The sequence below is a fragment of the Sphingobacteriales bacterium genome (assembly GCA_016706405.1).
Lineage (GTDB): Bacteria > Bacteroidota > Bacteroidia > Chitinophagales > UBA2359 > BJ6.
Genome location: JADJJT010000003.1, coordinates 642,749 through 663,012, shown reverse-complemented (window position 1 = coordinate 663,012; position 20,264 = coordinate 642,749). Strand labels below are relative to the sequence as shown.

11 protein-coding genes, 1 tRNA gene and 1 pseudogene are annotated in these 20,264 nt (G+C 39.5%); 7 read left to right on the top strand and 6 right to left on the bottom strand.

Annotated elements, in window-relative coordinates; translation table 11 throughout:
- Positions 1 to 116: 116 nt before the first annotated feature.
- Positions 117 to 3,473, bottom strand: coding sequence for a gliding motility-associated C-terminal domain-containing protein (locus tag IPI59_14490; GenBank protein ID MBK7528717.1), 3,357 nt, complete (start codon positions 3,471 to 3,473; stop codon positions 117 to 119).
- A 516-nt stretch (positions 3,474 to 3,989) separates the two neighbouring features.
- On the opposite strand from IPI59_14490, the gene IPI59_14485 reads away from it, so the two are divergent.
- The 3 genes from IPI59_14485 (at position 3,990) to IPI59_14475 (ending at position 6,192) form a co-directional block, all read left to right on the top strand.
- Entirely contained in the window at positions 3,990 to 4,985 is a 996-nt protein-coding gene (locus tag IPI59_14485) for an amidohydrolase (GenBank protein ID MBK7528716.1), read from the top strand.
- 102 nt (positions 4,986 to 5,087) lie between these two features.
- Positions 5,088 to 5,162, top strand: a tRNA-Val gene (locus IPI59_14480).
- Positions 5,163 to 5,286: 124 nt separating this feature from the next.
- On the top strand, positions 5,287 to 6,192 hold the full coding sequence (locus IPI59_14475; GenBank protein MBK7528715.1) for a tyrosine recombinase: 906 nt from the start codon (positions 5,287 to 5,289) through the stop codon (positions 6,190 to 6,192).
- 59 nt (positions 6,193 to 6,251) lie between these two features.
- Here IPI59_14475 and IPI59_14470 read toward each other — a convergent pair whose 3' ends face one another.
- The 4 genes from IPI59_14470 to IPI59_14455 all read right to left on the bottom strand — a co-directional run bounded on the left by IPI59_14470 (position 6,252) and on the right by IPI59_14455 (position 13,467).
- Positions 6,252 to 8,477 carry a S9 family peptidase gene (locus tag IPI59_14470; protein MBK7528714.1) on the bottom strand — a complete coding sequence of 742 codons (2,226 nt, stop codon included), beginning with the start codon at positions 8,475 to 8,477 and terminating at the stop codon, positions 6,252 to 6,254.
- A gap of 134 nt (positions 8,478 to 8,611) precedes the next feature.
- Entirely contained in the window at positions 8,612 to 10,561 is a 1,950-nt protein-coding gene (locus IPI59_14465) for an AAA family ATPase (protein ID MBK7528713.1), read from the bottom strand.
- A gap of 192 nt (positions 10,562 to 10,753) precedes the next feature.
- Positions 10,754 to 12,448 (bottom strand): T9SS type A sorting domain-containing protein, encoded by a 1,695-nt coding sequence (locus tag IPI59_14460; GenBank protein ID MBK7528712.1) that lies wholly within the window; start codon positions 12,446 to 12,448, stop codon positions 10,754 to 10,756.
- A 245-nt stretch (positions 12,449 to 12,693) separates the two neighbouring features.
- Positions 12,694 to 13,467: a phosphatase PAP2 family protein gene (locus IPI59_14455; protein ID MBK7528711.1), complete on the bottom strand. Its 774-nt coding sequence runs from the start codon at positions 13,465 to 13,467 to the stop codon at positions 12,694 to 12,696.
- 564 nt (positions 13,468 to 14,031) lie between these two features.
- Here IPI59_14455 and IPI59_14450 point away from each other — a divergent pair.
- Both IPI59_14450 and IPI59_14445 read left to right on the top strand, forming a co-directional pair.
- On the top strand, positions 14,032 to 14,799 hold the full coding sequence (locus IPI59_14450; GenBank protein ID MBK7528710.1) for an IS5 family transposase: 768 nt from the start codon (positions 14,032 to 14,034) through the stop codon (positions 14,797 to 14,799).
- A 198-nt stretch (positions 14,800 to 14,997) separates the two neighbouring features.
- Complete coding sequence (locus IPI59_14445; GenBank protein ID MBK7528709.1) at positions 14,998 to 16,185, top strand: hypothetical protein; 1,188 nt, start codon at positions 14,998 to 15,000, stop codon at positions 16,183 to 16,185.
- A gap of 33 nt (positions 16,186 to 16,218) precedes the next feature.
- On the opposite strand, the gene IPI59_14440 is transcribed toward IPI59_14445, so the two are convergent.
- Positions 16,219 to 17,472 (bottom strand): NAD(P)/FAD-dependent oxidoreductase, encoded by a 1,254-nt coding sequence (locus IPI59_14440; GenBank protein MBK7528708.1) that lies wholly within the window; start codon positions 17,470 to 17,472, stop codon positions 16,219 to 16,221.
- 45 nt (positions 17,473 to 17,517) lie between these two features.
- Between IPI59_14440 and IPI59_14435 the strand changes: the two are divergent.
- Both IPI59_14435 and IPI59_14430 read left to right on the top strand, forming a co-directional pair.
- A pseudogene (locus IPI59_14435) lies at positions 17,518 to 19,333 on the top strand (excinuclease ABC subunit C).
- Between the two features lie 375 nt (positions 19,334 to 19,708).
- Positions 19,709 to 20,254 (top strand): DUF1697 domain-containing protein, encoded by a 546-nt coding sequence (locus IPI59_14430; protein MBK7528707.1) that lies wholly within the window; start codon positions 19,709 to 19,711, stop codon positions 20,252 to 20,254.
- Positions 20,255 to 20,264: the final 10 nt, after the last annotated feature.

Below are 20,264 nucleotides of genomic sequence, written 5' to 3'. Positions count from 1 at the left end.
TAATTTATTTATTGTCCACATGCCGCTAAAAAAACAAGCGACCTAATACAATTAAAGTCGCTTGTTTATTTGTAAGATGCTATTCAAATAACATCATTCGATTTTTTGAACTTAGTTTAGCGCAACAAGGTTACATTGCCCTTGTGTTTTTCGTGCGACATGGTGCCGTTGGGCAGGTCGCGATTAAACTCAATAGCCCAAACATACACGCCAAGCGGAGCTATTGAATTGCTAAACATGCCATCCCAGCCTTGGCTAAAGTCGTTTGTTTCGAAAACCTTTTCCCCCCATCTGTTATAAATTCTAAAATAGTAGCTAAGTGGTTCGCATTGGAACTTAGGTATAAACAGGTCGTTTACGGCATCGTTATTAGGCGAATAAGCGTTTGGCACAATAATGCAGGGTAAAATTTCGCCACAATAAATGGGGTTAATAATTATCGAGTCTAAGCGGGTGCCGCAGTCGTTGGTTACTGCTACGTTAATTTGTAAGGGCCCATCTTTAAATTTGGGGACTACAACATCTATGGTTGGGGTATTTGCGCCTGTACTCCATCCGTAAAATGCGCCGGGGGTTTCACCGGGGGTAAGCGTAACGGTCGAGTCTTCGCAAACGGTTAAGTCGGGTCCTAAATCAACAATAGGGAATGGGTGGTCACTAACGGTAGCGGTACCGGTTGTTTCGCAGCCCCATGCACTAACGGTTACGGTATATTCGCCGGGTTCGGTTACATCAATAGTTGGGTCTGTGCCACCGTTGCTCCAATTAAAGGTAGCACCTGGATTTTTGGCATCAAGTGTTACCTCGCCACCTTCACAAATTTCGTAGGGGCCTCCCAAATCTACAACCGGTATAGGATGGAAGGTTACGGTATGTTCTGTGGTAGCCTTACAATCGCCTGTGCCATTACTTGCTTCAACGGTATAAGTGCCCGGAAGCGTAACGTTCAAAATTGGCCCTGTGGTGCCATCTCCCCAAACATAGCTTGAGCCACCTGTTGCTGTTAAGGTAACGGTTTCGCCTTCGCAGGCATCGGTTAATCCGGTTATTGTTGGCGTTGGAATTGGGTTTACAATTACTAAAATATCTTTTTTAGTTTGACATTGCCAGTCTATAGCTAAAAGCGAGTAATATCCGGTATTTGGTGGTGTAAACGTTACCGATGGTGTTTCAACGCCAATTTCGTTGCCCAATGGGTCTGTCCAAATATAGGTATCGGCGCCGGTTACAATGGCATTTAAGGTAACAGATTGCCCGGTACATACAACAACCATCGAGTCAACAGTTACTTCGGGGGCTTTATTTACTTGTACCTCAAAAGTACCAAAAGCTTCACCGCAGGCATTCAGTGCTTTAACGTTAAGAGTTGCTATTCCGGTACCGTCGTCAAAAAACTGAATAGTAACACAACTGTTCGAGGTGTCCACAAGGGTAGCACCTGTAAATTGCCAGTCGTAATAGGTTTTTGGTATAAACGGCACACAATATTGCACCACTTCACCGGCGCAAACCACTTTTTTACCATCAATAACTGTTTTAGGCGGGCCAGTTACATACACTTTTACAGGGGGCGACATAGGCCCTTTACAGCCGTAGTTGGTTTCTTGTACGGTTACGTCAAACACTGTTCCGGGCGGGCTATTAAAAATTACCCCCATTGCTGAACCATGGTAAAATGAGCTTCCGTTTAAGAACCATTCGTAAGTCGAGGCGGGGTCAACATTGGTAACATAGAAAAAAGCAGTGTTACCCGTACAAACTACCGTATCGGTGGCATATACCGATGGAGGAGTAGGTTTTTTAACACCGATAGTTAAATGGATGAGCGTGCCCAATAAATTTTCCGGATCGTTTGAGTTGGTGCCTACAATGCGCATATAATACATGCCGGGTTTCATGCCCAAAGCACCTAAATCTGGCCATTTTGGAATACATACCTGCACTACATCGTTGGTAGTTCCGGGAAAAATACCCAAGCCTCCCATATTTACTAAGCTAAAAAACATGGGGTCGCGAATTTCGACCATAAAATTATTAGCCGGGTCGTATAAAATATTGGGGTCAAAATAGTTGATATCAATTTTAACATCAACACAAGCACCTTCTTCGGCAGTTATGCAGACTTGTATATCTTTTTTGTCGTTGGTTTTAATATCGCACTGTTTGATGCAGAATGGCCCCCAGGGCGCACCAAAAGTACCTGGCAAACTCGAGTTTACCCGAATATAATAGTTGCAACTTTCGGGGATGGTATCAGGAACTAACCCGCCTACACTGCCCACAGGTGGGAAAAACAAATCGTTATAGGTTTTATCATCCGGATTTTTGCCTAAAATTTTAGGTTTGCCCGGAGGTGGGAAAGTGCCATCGGGTTTGCTTAACTCAAGCATATAAAGATTACCCGCATTAAATACCCCCCAACTTTGAAAGCGGGCATCAATGACGCTGCCCATGCACAGGGTGTCGCCGTTGCCCTGCTCAAACGTGACCGGCGGCTGCTTGGTGGTAATAGTATTATCGCAATCTAATATTTTAAAACAGACAGAAGCAATACCTTCGAGGGCAGGCAAAGGTGACAAGCGATTGATTTTAATTTTATAACAATCGCCCGGATATACATCTGTTGGAAGGGTTAAACCAAAACTTCCCGTAGTGAAAGGGTAGGGGTAACTGAACGACCAATAACTGGTTGGGTTATCAAACGAACCCATATCGTCAGACAACATAATTAAATACGAGCCATCGCAAAGGGTATCGGTAAATTCGAAGGTAAAATTAAAAGTGGTTCCTTCGCAAACTTCGGCAACAATATCGCTAATAATAATATCAACGGGGTTGGCGTTGGGGTCGTAGGTGCCAATTATTTGCACATCGTCAATGGCAAACGACATGCTGTTTTGCGATTCGCCGCCTGGATTCACCCACCTGAAAGCAAAACGCAAATCTTCAACATTTTCAAACGAAACGTCTTTAATTTCTTCAAATTTCCAAATGCCTTGATTATTGTATTTGGTTTGGCCAATTTGCGTCCAAGCGCCATAGTCGGCGCTATAATATACTTCGCCAAATGAGTTTGCCGAGCCTTCGGCCAACCAAAAAAACACCAACCTTATATCAACCAACGACATGGTGCAAATACCTTGCGGTAAAATTGCCCAAGTTTCGCTGGCATTAGTTGGGTCAAAATTGGCATTAGCGGCTCCGCCGGGCTTTTTCGAGTCGTGAATATGTAAATAATGTTCGTTGGGATTGCCTATTTGCCCTGACATAGTTGTGTTTTGGTCGGTAGTATTGGGGTAAACGCCCGAGCCATTGTAAGTTTTATTGACAATCCATTTATTGTCGCCTTTGGCCGGAATGGTATCCGAGTTTAATTGAAACTGAATAAACATATCATTTTCAAAATCCTCGACCAATAGTTGTACTTGAGTTCCTTGTGCGCTGGCATTTTGGTTTGACACTAAAAGACCCAAAAATAAACAAATGAAGAACGAAAAAAAAGAATTTTTGAATAAATTGTAAAATAAGGCCATATTGTGCGATTTTAAATATATTGTAGATGGTGGGAAAGGTTACTATATTATAATGATATTGTTATTGAAACGCAAGGTACTATCTTTTATTTGTTTGTACAAATAATTTGCCTGAATATAGCGCAAACTTAATACAAAGATGGTAAATATTTATTTTCTGTGTTTGTTTTGTCTTAAAATTGACAATAAATTTAAACTTATTCAAAATGTGTATTAAATATTTAAACGCAATTTTGCCGCAGATAGATGCCTAATTGTTCAAAATTTTAGTTCAATGTTATAGATATGTGGTCATTCATTTTCAATCTCGCTTTGTTTCTTTGCAATAAACACAATTGTTGTGTGTAGTCTTTTTATTGTCAGATATATTAAAAGTATCACAATTTGTGTTTTGCTCAAAAAAATGCTTACCTTTGCCGAACACTCCAAACCTGTTTAAGTGTGTTAAAAATAGACATTCATTCGCACATCATTCCGGATCATTTACCCCGTTTTGCCGAAAAATTTGGTTATAGCGGGTTTATTCATTTGGAACACCACCGCCCCGGTTTTGCCCGTATGATGCTGGGCAATACATTTTTTAGAGAAATTGCCGAAAACTGCTGGAATCCGGAAATCAGGCTTAATGATATGGAGCGGAACAAAATAGATGTGCAAGTAATATGCACTATTCCGGTAATGTTTAGCTATTGGGCTAAAGGCCAAGATGCTTTGCAGTTATCACAATTTTTAAACGACCATATTGCCAAAGTAGTGCAAACCTACCCAAAACAATTTGTAGGTTTGGGTACTGTCCCACTTCAAGACCCACAATTGGCTATTGCTGAAGCCGAGCGCTGTATAAATGAACTTGGTTTTGCCGGAATTCAAATTGGCACCCACGTAAACGACTGGAATTTAAATGACCCCGAACTTTTTCCGTTTTTTGAATCATGTGAAAAAATGGGTGCTTGCCTGTTGGTTCATCCTTGGGATATGATTGGCAAAGAAGTTATGCAGCGCTATTGGCTGCCTTGGTTGGTTGGTATGCCCGCCGAAACTTCAAGAGCTATTTGCAGTATGATTTTTGGTGGTATTTTTGAACGCCTCCCTAACTTGCGGGTAGCATTTTGTCATGGCGGTGGTGCTTTTCCGGGTTCAATTGGCCGCATTGAGCATGGCTTTAAATGTCGCCCCGATTTAGTTGCTATTGACAACCCCACTAATCCGCGCTCGTATTTAGGTAAATTTTGGATTGACAGCGTAGTCTTTGACCCTGCTTTTTTTAAATATCTCCTTGAAATTATTGGACCCGACAAAATTGCCCTTGGCAGCGATTACCCTTTTCCGCTTGGCGAACTCGAAACAGGCCATTTAATAGACAGTTTAAACCTGCCAAACGATATTAAAAATAAACTGTATAATGGCTCGGCCTTAAAATGGCTTAACCTTCCGGCCGATAAATTTTGGTAAAAAAAATAAAAAAAGATTAAAAACACTTGCACAACCTAAAAACACAACCTATCTTTGCACCATCAATTGGAAAATGACCCTTCCAATTTTGTTTTTCCTTTAGGGAGCTTAGCTCAGCTGGTTCAGAGCACCTGCCTTACAAGCAGGGGGTCATAGGTTCGAACCCTATAGCTCCCACTGTTTTCATAGCATGAAATTTTAGAGGTTAGAGCTTACGGTTTATCCGTAAGCTTTTTTTATGCTTTCATTTTGTTGCGTTTATTAAACTAAACTGCAAAGTATTTGATGCTATATTGACAATATGAATGCTGCTTTCGATGCCCATCTTTCCGGATTTTCTGATTATTTGCGCTTAGAGCGTTCTTTTTCAGAACATACAATAATTGCCTATCAGCGCGATTTATCAAAATTGATGGCATTCTTTCAATTTCAATATCCGGATTTAGTTTTACCAAATATTGGCGTTCCTCATTTAGAAGCATTTATTTTTTGGCTCAATCAAATGGGTATTGCCTCGGCATCTCAAGCGCGAATTTTGGCTGGTATAAGGGCATTTTTTGAGTATTTGCTTTTAGAAGAGATATTGCCCTCCAATCCGGCATTATTGTTGGAAACGCCACGTATTAATCGCAAAATTCCGGTTATATTAAGTATTTCCGAAATTGAAACGATTCTAAAAAATATTGATTTGAGTAAAAATGATGGGCATAGGAATTATGCTATTATTGAAGTTTTGTACGGAACAGGCTTGCGCGTTTCAGAGCTAACGGGGCTAACTATTTCGGGATACTATCCCGAAGCTGGATTTTGCCGCATTACCGGCAAGGGCAATAAAGAACGTTTAGTGCCTATTAACCCAACGGCTATAAAAGCGGTTGACAATTATTTACAGCACGTGCGCTCAAAACAGCAAATTGCCGCCGCCGACACTGACATTGTATTTTTAAACCAAAAAGGAAGAGGTATGTCGCGCGTGGCTATTTTTAACATTGTTAAGGCCGCAGCCATACAGGCCGGAATAACCAAAATCATAAGCCCACACACATTTAGGCATTCGTTTGCCACTCATTTGTACGAAGGTGGTGCCGATTTGCGTGTTATCCAAGAGCTGCTTGGGCATAGCTCTATTTTAACAACCGAAATTTACGCCCATGTAAACCGCAGCTACCTGCGCGACGTGCTGGTACAATACCATCCGCGTTTTTAGTGGCAACTAAACGATAAGTTTCATTATTTTTTAGCTTTAGGGAAGCTGTATTTTGTGGCTTAAAGTTTTTCGAGTAAAAAATTGGTCATTTTGGTAAAAAGGTGCATGCGCGAGTTGCCGCCATAGATGCCATGATTTTTGTTGGGATAAAAATAGGTGTCAAATTGTTTGTTGGCCGCAATTAAGGCGTTAGCCATCTCGGCGGTATTTTGAAAATGCACATTGTCGTCGCCCATACCATGAAGAAGTAAATAATTGCCTTTAAGTTTGTCTGCAAAATAAACGGGCGAATTGTCATGGTAGCCCTTTGGGTTTTCTTTTTCGGTGCGCATAAAACGTTCGGTATAAACGGTATCGTACCATTTCCAGTTTGTAACGGGTGCAACGGCAATAGCTGTTTTAAAAACATCGTTGCCCTTTAAAAGGCATAAAGACGACATATAGCCACCGTAGCTCCAACCAAAAATACCAATGCGCGAAGAATCGACAAATAATTGATTTGATAAATACGTTGCGGCAGCAATTTGGTCTTCGGTTTCGTATTTGCCAAGCTCAAGATAAGTCATTTTTTTAAATTGTTCGCCGCGTGCACCGGTGCCCCTGTTATCAACCGAAACAATCATATATCCCTTTTGCGACAATAGTTGAAACCAAAAATAGTTGCTTATACCCCATTCATTTTTAACCGTTTGACTACCTGGCCCGCCATAGACAAACATTAAAACCGGATATTTATTATTACGATTAAATCCGGATGGTTTAATTGTCCACGTATTTAGTTTGGTATTGTCGGCTCCGGGAATGGCTTGAAATTCAACCGGATTAAATTTATACTCTGCCATTAATTTAATCAAATCGGCATTATCTTCTAAAACGCGCACTAGTTTGCCGTCTTGCTCGTGCAAAGTGTAGCGGTTAGGGGTACCTGCTTTCGACCAGTTTAACATATAATAGCTAAAATTTGGGCTGAATTGTGCCTCGCTTGTGCCGGTTTCTGTTGCAATTTTTTTTAGGTTAGCTCCATTGATATCAATACTAAATACTTGGCGTTCTAAGGGTCCGGCTTGTTGTGTGCTTTGGTAGTAAAGCATATTATTTTTTTTATTGAAGCCATAAAAGGCAGTAATTTCCCAATCGCCTTTGGTAATTTGGCGCACTAATTTTCCGGTTAAATCGTATAAATACAGGTGGTTATATCCATCTTTCTCTGATGTCCACAAAAAGGTTTTGCCATCTGGTAAAAAGGTTAAATTATCGTGAATATCAATGTAATATTTGTTTTCTTCGGTTAGCAGAACCTCGTATTTGCCAGTTTTAGCATTGGCTAATAATAGTTGCAGTTTATTTTGATGGCGGTTAAGGTGAGTTATACATAAAGTTTTGTCGTCTTGCGTCCATTTAATACGAGGCAGGTAAAAATCGCCTTCCGGAATGGGTACCTGAACGGTTTTTTCATTTTTTACATCGTAAATATGAACGCTGACAATAGCATTTTTTTCGCCCACTTTGGGATATTTAAAAGTTTCGTAATCCGGATACGTTTTATCGCGAAAATGGGTCATAGTAAACTCCGGAACTTGTTTTTCGTCAAAACGAATATAGGCTAAATAATTGCCTTCGGGCGACCATTCAAAGGCTTGGGTAAAGGCAAATTCTTCTTCGTAAACCCAATCGGTTTTGCCGTTAATAATTTCGTTATGCGCACCATCTGTTGTAACTGCTATTGGCGGTAAAGCGCCTTTTTTTGCACTAAATTGTTGGATGTATAAATTGTTATTTGCTACAAAGGCAAGCCATTCGCCATCGGGCGAAAAACTGGCCAATGCAATTTTATGGCGTTCGTTTACAGGCCATGCTGTTTGGGTTTTTACATCATAAACATAAGCAGTAGCTATGGAAGAGTGGCGATAAATTCGCTCTGAGTCGTAAAATAACAAAACGCGATTTTCAGTTGGGCTAAATTTGTAATCGTCAATATCCTTAAAATTCCAATTTGGGTCGGCAGTTTGCATGGCTTTTGGAATATTAAGGTTTTCAAACTCTTTGTCGTCTTTTACCTGTTTCAGTACAATTTCGGCGCCTGCGCGGGTAGGAGCGGTGGTTGAATACGATTTTCCGTCGTTCATAAAGGTAAAGCCCGGCACCCACTTAGCCCCAAAAGTACCCTTTTGGAATATATCTTCTAGGGTTATTTGTTTGGCGGTACTTGTAGCTGGTTGTGCAGCCAAATTTATATTTGCAAAGAATAAACAAAACGCGCAAAGGCAAACAATTAAATTACGCATAACTAAAAAAAAGTTAGGGATGAACAGAGAAAAAAGCAACCGGGGTTGATTTCGCAAAGATAGACAGAACGATTATTATTGACTATAAAAAACACTATTTTGAAGGCAAAAAAACATGGGCTATGGGCTATAATTTACCATTCGTTGTATTCCCAAATAGTTCGGTACAAATTATTTCGCTCGGTGTAATCTAAAAAGCGTTGGTAAAATGCGTTACTGCTAATGGTTGCACTATTGCCAACTACTACTAATTTAGTTTTAGCGCGGGTTAGTGCCACATTCATCCGGCGGGTGTCGCTTAAAAAGCCAATTTCGTTGTTGGCATTACTTCGTACAAGGCTAATACCAATACAATCGCGCTCTTGCCCTTGAAAACCATCAATTGTTTGAATAGTAATTTGCGCTTTTGCCTCCCAAAGTTGCGGGTAGTTTTGTAGTTGTTCGGCTAAGTACTTAACCTGAGCTTTGTAAGGCGATATAATACCCAAAGTTTTAGTATGCCACGAGTTGGGCTGCTCGGCAGCTAATTGCAGCCATATATTGTTAAGATGACGAAGTAAAAAATCGGCCTCTTGCGGATTAAGTTTGCTTTCTGTTTGATTATCAGTTTGTTCGTCAAAACCGCTTCCGGCTGTATCTATAAATTCAAATGATGTTTGCAAAATCTCGGCCTCACCCAATTGCCGGCTTTGCACAGTTGGGTGGGCAATTAATTGTTGGTTGTAAAACTCGCCGCTCGAAAAACCCATAATGGTTTGGTGCATCCGGTATTGTTCGTTTAGCATTACGCTTTCGGGCAGGGTATCTATACATTTTTCAAACAAGGTAACGGCAAAACCTTTGCGCAAAGCCTCATTTGATTTAACGGTTGGAGGCAGTTGGCAATGGTCGCCGGCAAAAACTACCCGTTTGGCTTTTAAAATTGGTATCCACGTGGCGGGTTCAAGGGCTTGCGAAGCCTCGTCAATAAATACGGTGCTAAAAACTTTGTTTTTAAGCATGGGCGTTGCCGCGCCAACTAAGGTAGTGGTTATAACTTGAGGTATGTTTAAGGTATCTTGTATTAAAAATTTTTCTAAGTTGCGCACTTCGTTCATTAAGTCGCGGGCTGTTTGCAGTAGGTTTTGCCTTTCGGCGCGTTCAATAGGCCCAAAATTGCGTTTAAATTTGCGGGCTTGTTGTTGTAGTTTTTGTGCCTCGCGCCGCCAGTTTTTTAGTTGTTGATATTGGCTATGCCGTTCAAAAGAGGCATCGAAGGTAAAACGTTGCAAATCGCTGTCAATACGTGCCGGATGCCCTAAACGAAGCACCGTTATTCCGGATGCTGCTAATTTTTCGGTCAATAAATCAACGGCGGTATTACTTTGGGCACAAACTAATACTTGTTTTTCTTCGTACAGGGTATGTATAATGGCTTGTACTAAGGTTGTGGTTTTTCCGGTGCCGGGCGGCCCATGCACAACGGCAACATCGCGGGCGCGCAAAATGTGGTCAATGGCTTTATTTTGAGAAGCATTTAGCGAATCTATATATACCGGATAATGTACTGTTGAAAAATAAGCGGGTTGTTTTCCGGATAAAATTTCGCGCAATTCGGCAATCCGGTTTCCTTTTGCTTCAATTACCGTTCGCAGGGCAATTTCCATTTCTTTAAATGTTGTTTCATCAAAAAGCAAATCAACCCCCATTTTGGCATCATTGTACCATTCGGGCAGGTCGGTATTGTCGTTCATTAACCGCACCGACAGCCATAGGCGTTGCTCGTTAACCTTTTGCACAATGCCACGCAAAGTTTGTTTGTGTGGTTTGCCGTTTGTATCGAGGCCAAATAGTGCCAAGGTTTGCCCTTGTTGAAACTTATGCGGTAAGGCAATAGGTCGGGTTTGCTCAATTTCGATTATGTACTGCTCGCCTAAACCAATTTCTTCGTTAGATATGCGCACCGGATACCAACTTACCCCCATCTCTACCCGCTTTGCTAAAGGTATATTTTGAATTAGGTTACTGCTTTGTTTAATTTCTTCATTTCTTTCTAATTCGAGTAGTTGTGCTAATTGTAAAAGTTCTTGGTTGGCGGTAATCATAATTTGGTTGGCGTTTTTGGCTGGCTGGGTTTAGCTTTGTGGTGGCGGCGACGAGAGGTGTAAGATTAATTTAAAAAAATCCCCTGTTGGTTAATTGGCCAGCAGGGGATTTTTTATATAGTTGTAGTAAATAGATTTTTTACTACAAAATTATAAACTATACCATTTATAATTACAATTACAAGGGTAATTTTAGTGTAGTATAGTAATTTTTTGTGTAACAAATGTTTGTTGGCCATTGGTTACAGCACAGTAATAAGTGCCGTTGGGCAAATTGGTTACATCAAATTTAAGATTGTTATTACCAGGGTTGGCAGTTTGGGTAGCAACTGTTTTTCCGGCCAAATCAAGGATATTAACAAATAAAGTTTCGTTGCTATTGTTAATATTAATGTTTAATGTTTTGTTGGTTGGGTTAGGGTAAACATCGCCAATACTAATACCATTTAAAGTTACGATACCTACGTGGTTGGCAACTTCAGTTTCGGCGGTTTTGGTTTCAACGCCATCACTTACAGAAACAACATAAGTACCATAGGGCAAGTTGCTAACGGTAGCAGTTGTTCCAACAGTTTGGCTGGTGGCTTTGTAAACCCAGTCGTAAGTATAAGAGCCGGTGCCGTTGGTTACAACAACGCTAACGGTGCCAAGGTCGGTGTCGGTTTGTGGTGTGCTACTTACTTGTAAATCCATAGGCACATAAACACTGCCACCAGTAACTTTAAACGGCACCTCAAGGATACTGCTTACTTTTGCTCCACCACTTTCGCAGTGAAAGCAATCCATAATTATATTACCATCGCTATCTTCTACTAATACCGAAGCGTTCATTGCCGAGGGCAAACCATCGCCGTAGGCATCTTCCCAAACCATTTTATAGCAACCTTCTACACTTTTAATATCGTATTCAAATTCGTAATCGGTATTGTTTTTGTTTACTTTTTCGCTGTATAATTCTTTGCCATCGGGGTCAAGAATTTTAAAACGGGTGTTATCTTCTTGTGCGTATTGGTCAGTAGTTACGGTAACTTTAATTTTGCCATTGCTTTCTACGGCTAATAGTCCGGGTATTGCGCTTAGGTCTAATACGTCATTGTCGGTATTTACGTTAGTATCGGTAATTTTTACCATTAATTTTTTGCCTGAAAAACTACCAAGATTAACATCGGCGGTAGCAAATTTAACTAAGTTGCCAGTCCATTTATAATTGCCAATAACATTACCGCCATCTAAAATATCAAAATTAACTTCTTTGATGTCTTCTGTGCCATTATTTTGAACTACAACACTAATATCAACACTTTCGCAAGCGCCATAACTTCCGGTGTATTTTAAAATAGATGGGTCATAGCCAGTTGATGGCTGTGGGCAATTAGTTGCAAAATCAACAAAATCGGCAACTTGCGCTTGGCCAACTTCGGTTACAAGGCGGTTTGGGCAAATGCCATATATAGTTGGGAAATAGGCAATTTCGTAGTCTAACATAAATTGGTCTTTGCCCTTTTGAATATCAATGATAGGGAAGGGGGTGCCAGTTATCCAATCGCCTTGCGTAGCGCCAGTTTTACCTTCTAAGTCGGCTTGGGTGGTGGTAACATCGCCTTCAATAAAAAATACCATTAGGGTATTGTCGCCGTCTGGTCCGTGTTCGTTGTAAAGTTCTTCTAATGTGCCGGTGTTGCGGTATGCCCAGCAAGGGCCGCACCAAGTGGCCGATACATCTATAATAACGGTTTTGCCTTGGTCAAGTAACGAGTACAAGTTCCATTCAGTGCCGTTAATATCGGTAAAAGTCCAGTCGGCAGCAACACTTCCATTGGGTAATTGTGCGAAAACCGAGGTAGAGGCTATAAATAAAGCCAATACGGTAAGTAAAATTCGTTTCATGAAAAAGAATAATTTTTGTTTAGGATAAGGTGTTATGAGTAAAAACTGTAAGTGCTTGATAATATTGTTTACAAGCTAAACTAAGGCGCAAATTTAACCTTTTTTTTGTAGTTAATCTGTCAATAAATAGACTTGTATCAAAATAAGATTGTTAAAAAAAGTAAAAATCAAAATAATGTTACAATTAGAGTGAAGTTTTGTAAATTTACTATAGTGAAATGTTGGACTATAAAAACCACAAGGAACTACTTCTTTTTGGTATGTATTTCCGGAATTAATATACCTACACTCGCACCTATTATATAACCCACTACAACATCGGTAGTATAATGTCGGCCACCTTTAATCCGCCAGTAACCAACTAAGGCCGGTATGGCGGCGGCGGTAGCCCAAACAAAATATTTAGCCTTTGATTTTGGGTGATATTTTGCATACATCGAGGCCGAGGCAAAACACATGGCAGTGGTAAACGAGGTGTGCCCCGAAAAAAATGAGGAGGTTGCATCGCGTTTTGTTTTGTTTGCCAAACTTACCTCCGGATTAAATACATAAGGGCGTTTTCGTCTTACCGTTTCTTTAGTTAAGGTTGTTAATGCGCTTGTAGTCAAACCTGTTTCTACTAAAATTATTGCCATTGGCTTGATGTTTTTGCGGGCAATAGGGCTTAACAATAAAAGGGTAGGTGCTACGATGCTGAAATGAAGGCCGTAATCGCTGTTGCGCCGCGCTGTTTTATTGTTTTGTTTGGTTGAATAGGTATCAAATCCAAATAAAAAATCCGGATGACCTAAATTATTTATTTTATCTTCGGTTAAAATGGGCTTCTGCAAGCGCAAAAAGTGGGCAAGCCCTAATCCGGCTAACGAGGATGAGAATAATGTTAGCTCTCGCTTTGTATTTAAATGGTATTGGGGTAAATTATTGTTTTGACTCAGGCATGAAAATGGAATTGCCAAAGCTAAAACTATGCTAAGTATTACCAACAATATTAGGGCGTAGCGCCTTATAAAAAAAGTCATACTAATAAGTTTATTGTTTAAATGTCTTTTGTGTTATGTTTTTTTTAGAGGCAAGGCAGGAACAAAAAAAACAAACTTCAAGAAAATTGAATAACTTGTTATTTGTTCCCTCTTTTTCTTAGAATATGACAAGTTTTATATTCTTTTAGGAAAATTGCAAGATGCTTTGTTTCATTTGTATTTTATTTTTTAATTTTGCCTTGTTTTTTGTTATTTCGTATATTGTGTTAATATATTGCCATGCCTTTTTAGTGAAAATGCATCATAGTATAATGTAAAAATTAAGCCTAAAGTTTAGAAGCATTAAAATGGCCCAGCCTACATGTAACCCAAACTTAGTTTTTCGTCCCTAAAAAACATTAAATTATATTCCCTAATAGACTTTTTAAATAATAATTTCTTCGTATTGGAATACTTAGAGACTGTCTAAAAATTAAAAATTGGCATGCCAGTCCTAAAAATTGATAGGAAAAAAGTTATTAAAAGAGATGTGAATAAAAGACTATCAGTTTGACGTTTAAATAATAATTCATAGCTTTATGAAAATCAAACACATAAAGTAAAATGAAAACCTACCCAAGCAGTCTCACCGATAGTCAATGGAGTGCAATATTAGGCATTTTAGACGACAAACGGAAACGAAAACACAGTTTAAGAGAAATTTTTAATGCGCTGTTCTATTTGCTTAAAACTGGCTGTCAATGGCGCATGCTGCCGTTCCATTTTCCGTCATGGAAGCTTGTTTACTACTATTTTACCAAGTGGAAGAAGGATGGGACGATAGAACTCATCCATGAAATACTCAGGGATAAGACTCGAAAGCAAGCAGGCAGGGCTTCATCGCCAAGTGTTGGTATAATTGATAGCCAGAGCGTAAAGACAACAAGCGTCGGAGGCTTGTGCAGAGGGATTGACGGGGGTAAAAAAGTTAAAGGCAGAAAGCGGCATATTATTGTAGATACAATGGGACTACTTTTAGCGGTTGTGGTTCATGCGGCAAATGAGCATGACAGTAAATCAGCCCCAATGGTTATAGCTGACCTCAGAGGCAGGTTTTGCAGATTGGTAAAGATAGTAGCTGATGGCGGGTATAGAGGCGAGTTAATTGAAAATACCCGCAAAACGTTTGGGTGGGTGGTTGAGGTTGTAGGTAGATCGAATACAGCCTCGAAATTCGAAGTATGGCCAAAAAGATGGATTGTTGAAAGAACTTTTGCATGGCTCGAAAGCTATCGAAGATTGAGTAAAGACTTTGAGTTCCAAACCGAAACGAGCCAGACAATGATCCAACTTGCCATGATAAAATTGATGCTTAATAGAATTAGAAAATAAAATTTAGACAGGCTCTTAATAGCAAACGGGTTTTTAACTCTTGTGTGTTCTTATACTTGCCTCTTAGCATGTATGTATAGTCGAACAAAAAATTAATATTCTATCTTTGCCGTAATGCCTACTTTTTACTCGAAATTAAAAACAATCTGTTATTTTTTGCTGACTATTTTAGTTTTTTTGGGTTTATACCACCAAAAAATGCAAGCCCAGGAAACTAATGTGCTTCATTTTAATTTTTACAGTGAAGATATTTCACTCGTTTTTGACCCACAAATGCTTAATATACGATTAGAGCAGAACTCAGATTTAGCGGTCAATTACTCTAACTACTTTGATAATTTATATGAAAAAACCGCATATTACTATATAATTGGCAGTTTGCGCGAAATCAGGACAAAATTAAAACTGTCTAATTGGTTTTATTATTTATTAATCCAACAAACAGTTGATAATTTATTGTCCGACCATAATTTGCCTCCAGTTTATAACGAATTGCTTACCTGGTTTTTACTTACAAAAGCTGGATTTTATACTTCCCTCAATTTCGACAACAGTGTTGTCTCTGTAAGTGTTTTTACCTCTAATACAGTTTTTGATACACTTTTAGAGCCATTTTCTATTAACACAAAAACCGGATGGATGGTAAATTTAAGCGCGTCTAATGCACTTAGGAAGGGAGACAAGGCCTTGTATCAAAAAATTCAGAAGCAAACCAATTTTGAACCAATTTACAAACAAAAAATCATTCTACCCTTTGCGTTTTTTATCGACTCGCTACCTAAGCTTATACAACCAAAGGTCGATAAAAAATATGTTCACTTTTTACATGATAATAAAGAAGAAGAAATTTCATATTTAAATGATATAAACTATATTGAATTATTATACTACCACCCTTCGCTTTCGCTCGAAAAAAGTTCACATATCCCACTGCCCGAAATTACCAAAACCTCGCTGTTTGACGAGCTTAAAAGCAGAATGGCAAACATGAATGATACCGAAGCGGTGCGTTATTTAATGAGTTTTACCCGTCAGGCGTTTGTATATGCAAGCGATGATTCGCTGTATAAAGATACTTATGATCTAATAAATGTTACTTTTTCGCCCACCGAAACATTGTATTATGAATCCTCTGACTGCGAAGACCGCGCCGTATTGTTTGCTTATTTGGTGCGCGAACTTTTAAAATTAGACGTAATTATAATTGAATACGACACCCACGCAAATACCGCTGTTTTGTTTGACCCGCCAATTGGCAACGACCATATTTTTTACGAAGGTAAAACCTATTCAATCTGTGACCCTACAGGCCCTTCAAACGATATGGGTATTGGACAAACTCCACCAAAATACCGCAACGCAAAATATACAGTCGTTAAAAATTAAACCCATGGTAAAACAGTATGAAAGCTGTTTTAACTAAATATTAAGGTTTGCCATAGCCAAGCCCGCTAAATATCCACCCGACCAAGCCGCCTGAAAATTAAACCCTCCGGTTAACGCATCAATATTTAAAACCTCTCCGGCAAAAAATAAATTTTTTAACAAATTAGCTTCCATTGTTTTAAAGTTAATTTGGGGCAAGGCAATTCCGCCGGCGGTAACAAACTCATCTTTGTTGGTACTTTTTTGAGTTACATTTAATTTGGTTTGCGTTAATACCAAACTTAGTTGTTTTAAATAATGGTTTGAAACATCGGCCCAGCGAAGATTTTGCCCTATTTGTGCCGTTTGGCAAATACGCTCCCATAAACGGCGCGGCAATTGGTATTGAGGCGAGTTTATAATGGTTTTTCCGGATATTGCAGGTCTTCGCCGAAGCAAGTCCAAATCGGCCAAAACAGTTTCGTAAGTGTAAAATGCCAACCAATTGATGTCAAGGCTAAATTTATAGTTTACCGCAGCCAACTCGTGTGCTGCCCAGGCCGACAGTTTTAAAACAGCAGGGCCACTAAGCCCCCAGTGTGTAACTAATAAAGGACCACTTGTTTGATGTTTTTTACCGTTAATATTTATACTTAAAACGGCATTTTGAATGGTAACACCCGATAGATCATGCAAAAAACTATCCGGAATATTAAATGTAAACAACGAAGGCACTAAAGGCTCAATTTTTAGGCCAAGAGGCTGTAAAATTTTATATATTGTTGAACTTGCTCCGGTTGCTATTAAAACAGCATTAGCTATAACGATTTGTCCATTCGAAAATGTAAGCTCCCAGTTATTTGTTGTATCAGAGTTAATAGTTTGTTGTTGCAGTCCGGTTAATCCCGATTGCATTTTTACCTGCACACCTAAACGCTGAGCCGTGCTAAATAGGCAATTTACAATAGTAGCCGAGGTGTTTGTTTGCGGAAACATGCGCCCGTCGGGTTCTGTTTTTAAGGATACGCCTTTTTTCTCGAACCAGGCTATGGTGTCGGCTGGCTGAAAACGGCTAAACACACTTAGCAATTCTTTATGCCCACGCGGGTAGAATTTAACCAACTCGCGCGGCTCAAAACAGGCATGGGTTACATTGCAGCGCCCTCCACCCGAAATGCGGACTTTATCTAAAACACGGGTGCTTTTTTCGTAAATGGTTATTTGTGCGTTGGGGTTTGTTTCGGCGCAGGTAATAGCTGCAAAAAAACCGGCAGCACCACCACCAATAATGGCAATTTGTAAGGGCATAACGAGGCAAAAATACAGCAATTTATTATCTTTGCCCGCAAGTTTATGCCCAACAATAAAATAGATACCATACGAGCCGATGTTTTGCCTACAATACCCGAACTTCCGGGTATTTATAAATATTTTGATGCTAAAAATAATTTATTGTATGTAGGAAAAGCTAAAAATTTAAAAAAACGGGTTGCCTCTTATTTCGTACGGCAGCATACGAATACCCGCACCCGCTTGTTGGTATATCAAATTGACCGATTAGAGTACGCAGTAGTTGAAACCGAACAAGACGCACTTTTGCTCGAGAACGTTTTAATTAAACAATGGCAACCTAAATACAATGTTCAATTAAAAGACGACAAAACGTATCCGTTCATTTGTATCCGGAAGGAGCGTTTTCCGCGTATTTTTATTACCCGGAAAATAGTGCGCGATGGCTCGGAATACTTAGGCCCGTTTAGTTCAACACAACGTGTAATGGTGGTTTTAGATTTATTAAAACAACTTTTTCCAATCCGGAATTGCAATTTAGACCTTAGCGATAAAAAAATAGCATCCGGAAAATTTAAAGTTTGCCTAGAATATCATTTAGGTAATTGCAAAGGGCCTTGTCAGGGTTTTCAAACCGAAGCCGAATATGACGAAAATATAAATCAGGTAAAAAAATATATTAAAAGGCAATTTTAGTTCGGTTACTAACTGGCTCAAAGCCACCATGAATACCTACGCTCAAAATTTAGAGTTCGAAAAAGCCCACCACATTAAGCAAAAACTCATGGCATTTGAAGCCTATCAAATGAAAAGCACCATTGTTAGCGCCACTATTACAAATGTTGATGTGTTTAGCATTGAATCTGACGAAGTGCGTGGTAAAGAGTATGTTGGTTTTTTAAAAATCATTAACGGGTCTATCATTCAAACGAAAGTAGTTGAAATAACCAAAAAATTAGACGAAACTTTAGAAGATATTTTAGTTTTTGCAATAATGTATTACCGAGCGGAAATGGGCAGGTCGGCCACCGAAATAATTGTGCCGTTTGCTGTAAATTATCCGGAAGAAGGCATAAAAATTACCATTCCAAAGCGTGGCGATAAGAAAAATTTACTCGATTTAGCCCAAAAAAATGCGTATTATTTTAAAAAACAACAAATAGAAAAAAATGAACGATACAAATCGGCTGCCGAACGGCAATTAGATGTATTAAAAGAAATAGAAACGACATTAAAATTAACCGCCTTGCCCACACATATTGAATGTTTTGACAACTCGAATTTTCAAGGAACAGATGCCGTTTCTTCTATGGTGCTTTTTCGCAATGGGTTGCCCTCCAACAAAGAATACCGACATTATAAAGTTAAAACCGTAACCGGCGCCAACGACTTTGCCACCATGGGCGAAGTGGTAGAACGCCGCTATAAACGTTTACTTGACGAAGAACAAAGTTTACCTCAACTAATAGTTATTGATGGCGGCAAAGGGCAACTAAGTGCAGCTGTTGAAAGCCTAAAAAAACTTGGTATTTATGGGCAAATGGGCATTGTAGGTATTGCCAAAAAATTAGAAGAAATTTATGTGCCTAACGACCCGCATCCTTTGTATATTGACAAACGAAGCCCAGCGCTTAAAACTTTACAGCATTTGCGGAACGAAGCACACAGGTTTGCCATAACGTTTCATCGCAAAGTACGCTCGAACAACACCATAAAATCAACCTTAGAACAAGTGCCAGGAATAAGTAAAAAAACCACTCAAAAATTGCTCCAACAATTTAAATCCATAGCCGCAATTACCGCCGCCACCGACGACGAACTCAAAACTATTTTAAACGCTAAACAATTACAGGCTTTACGCAACTGGTGTGAAAATTGAGACTTTTAGCTGATGGCTGATGGCTGATGGCTAATGGCTTTTGGCTGATGGCTTTTGGCTAATGGCTAATGGCTAATGGCTGATGGCTGATGGCTAATGGCTGAAGGCTAATGGCTGATGGCTAATGGCTAATGGCTGATGGCTAATGGCTGATGGCTGATGGCTAATGGCTAATGGCTGAAGGCTTTTGGCTGATGGCTAATGGCTGATGGCTGATGGCTGATGGCTGATGGCTGAAGGCTTTTGGCTGATGGCTGGTGGCTTTTGGCTAATGGCTTTTGGCTTTTGGCTAATGGCTGGTGGCTAATGGCTGGTGGCTGGTGGCTTTTGGCTGATGACTAATGGCTTTAACTTATAACTCAAAACTCTATCAAAATGAAATATATAGCACTGCTTAGAGGTATAAATGTATCGGGGCACAAAATAATTGCCATGGATAACCTCAAAAAATGGCTAACAAGTTTTTCCGGATTTAGCAATGTAGAGACATATATTCAAAGCGGAAATATTGTGTTTACAACTAATTTGCAAACCGAAACTGAAATGGCCGATAATATAGCCCATATCATCAAACAAAACACGCAGTTTGAGGTGCCTGTTTTAATTATAACACCCGCGTATTTGCAAGAAGTATTAAACGACAATCCGTTTGCCGATTTATCCGGTTTTGATCCGGCAAAAATGATGTTTACCTTTTTGAATCAAACACCTTCTCCGGAAAATATAGAAAACATGTTGCAGTTTAAACATCAATCTAACGATGTATTAAAAATAAATGGCAAGATTATTTATTTGTATTGCCCCGATGGGTATGGTAAAACCAAATTGAACAACAACTTAATTGAGCAAAAATTGAAAGTAAATGCCACAACACGCAACTATAATACTGTGTTAAAACTACTGGCAATGGCAGCGGGGTAATAATTGGAGG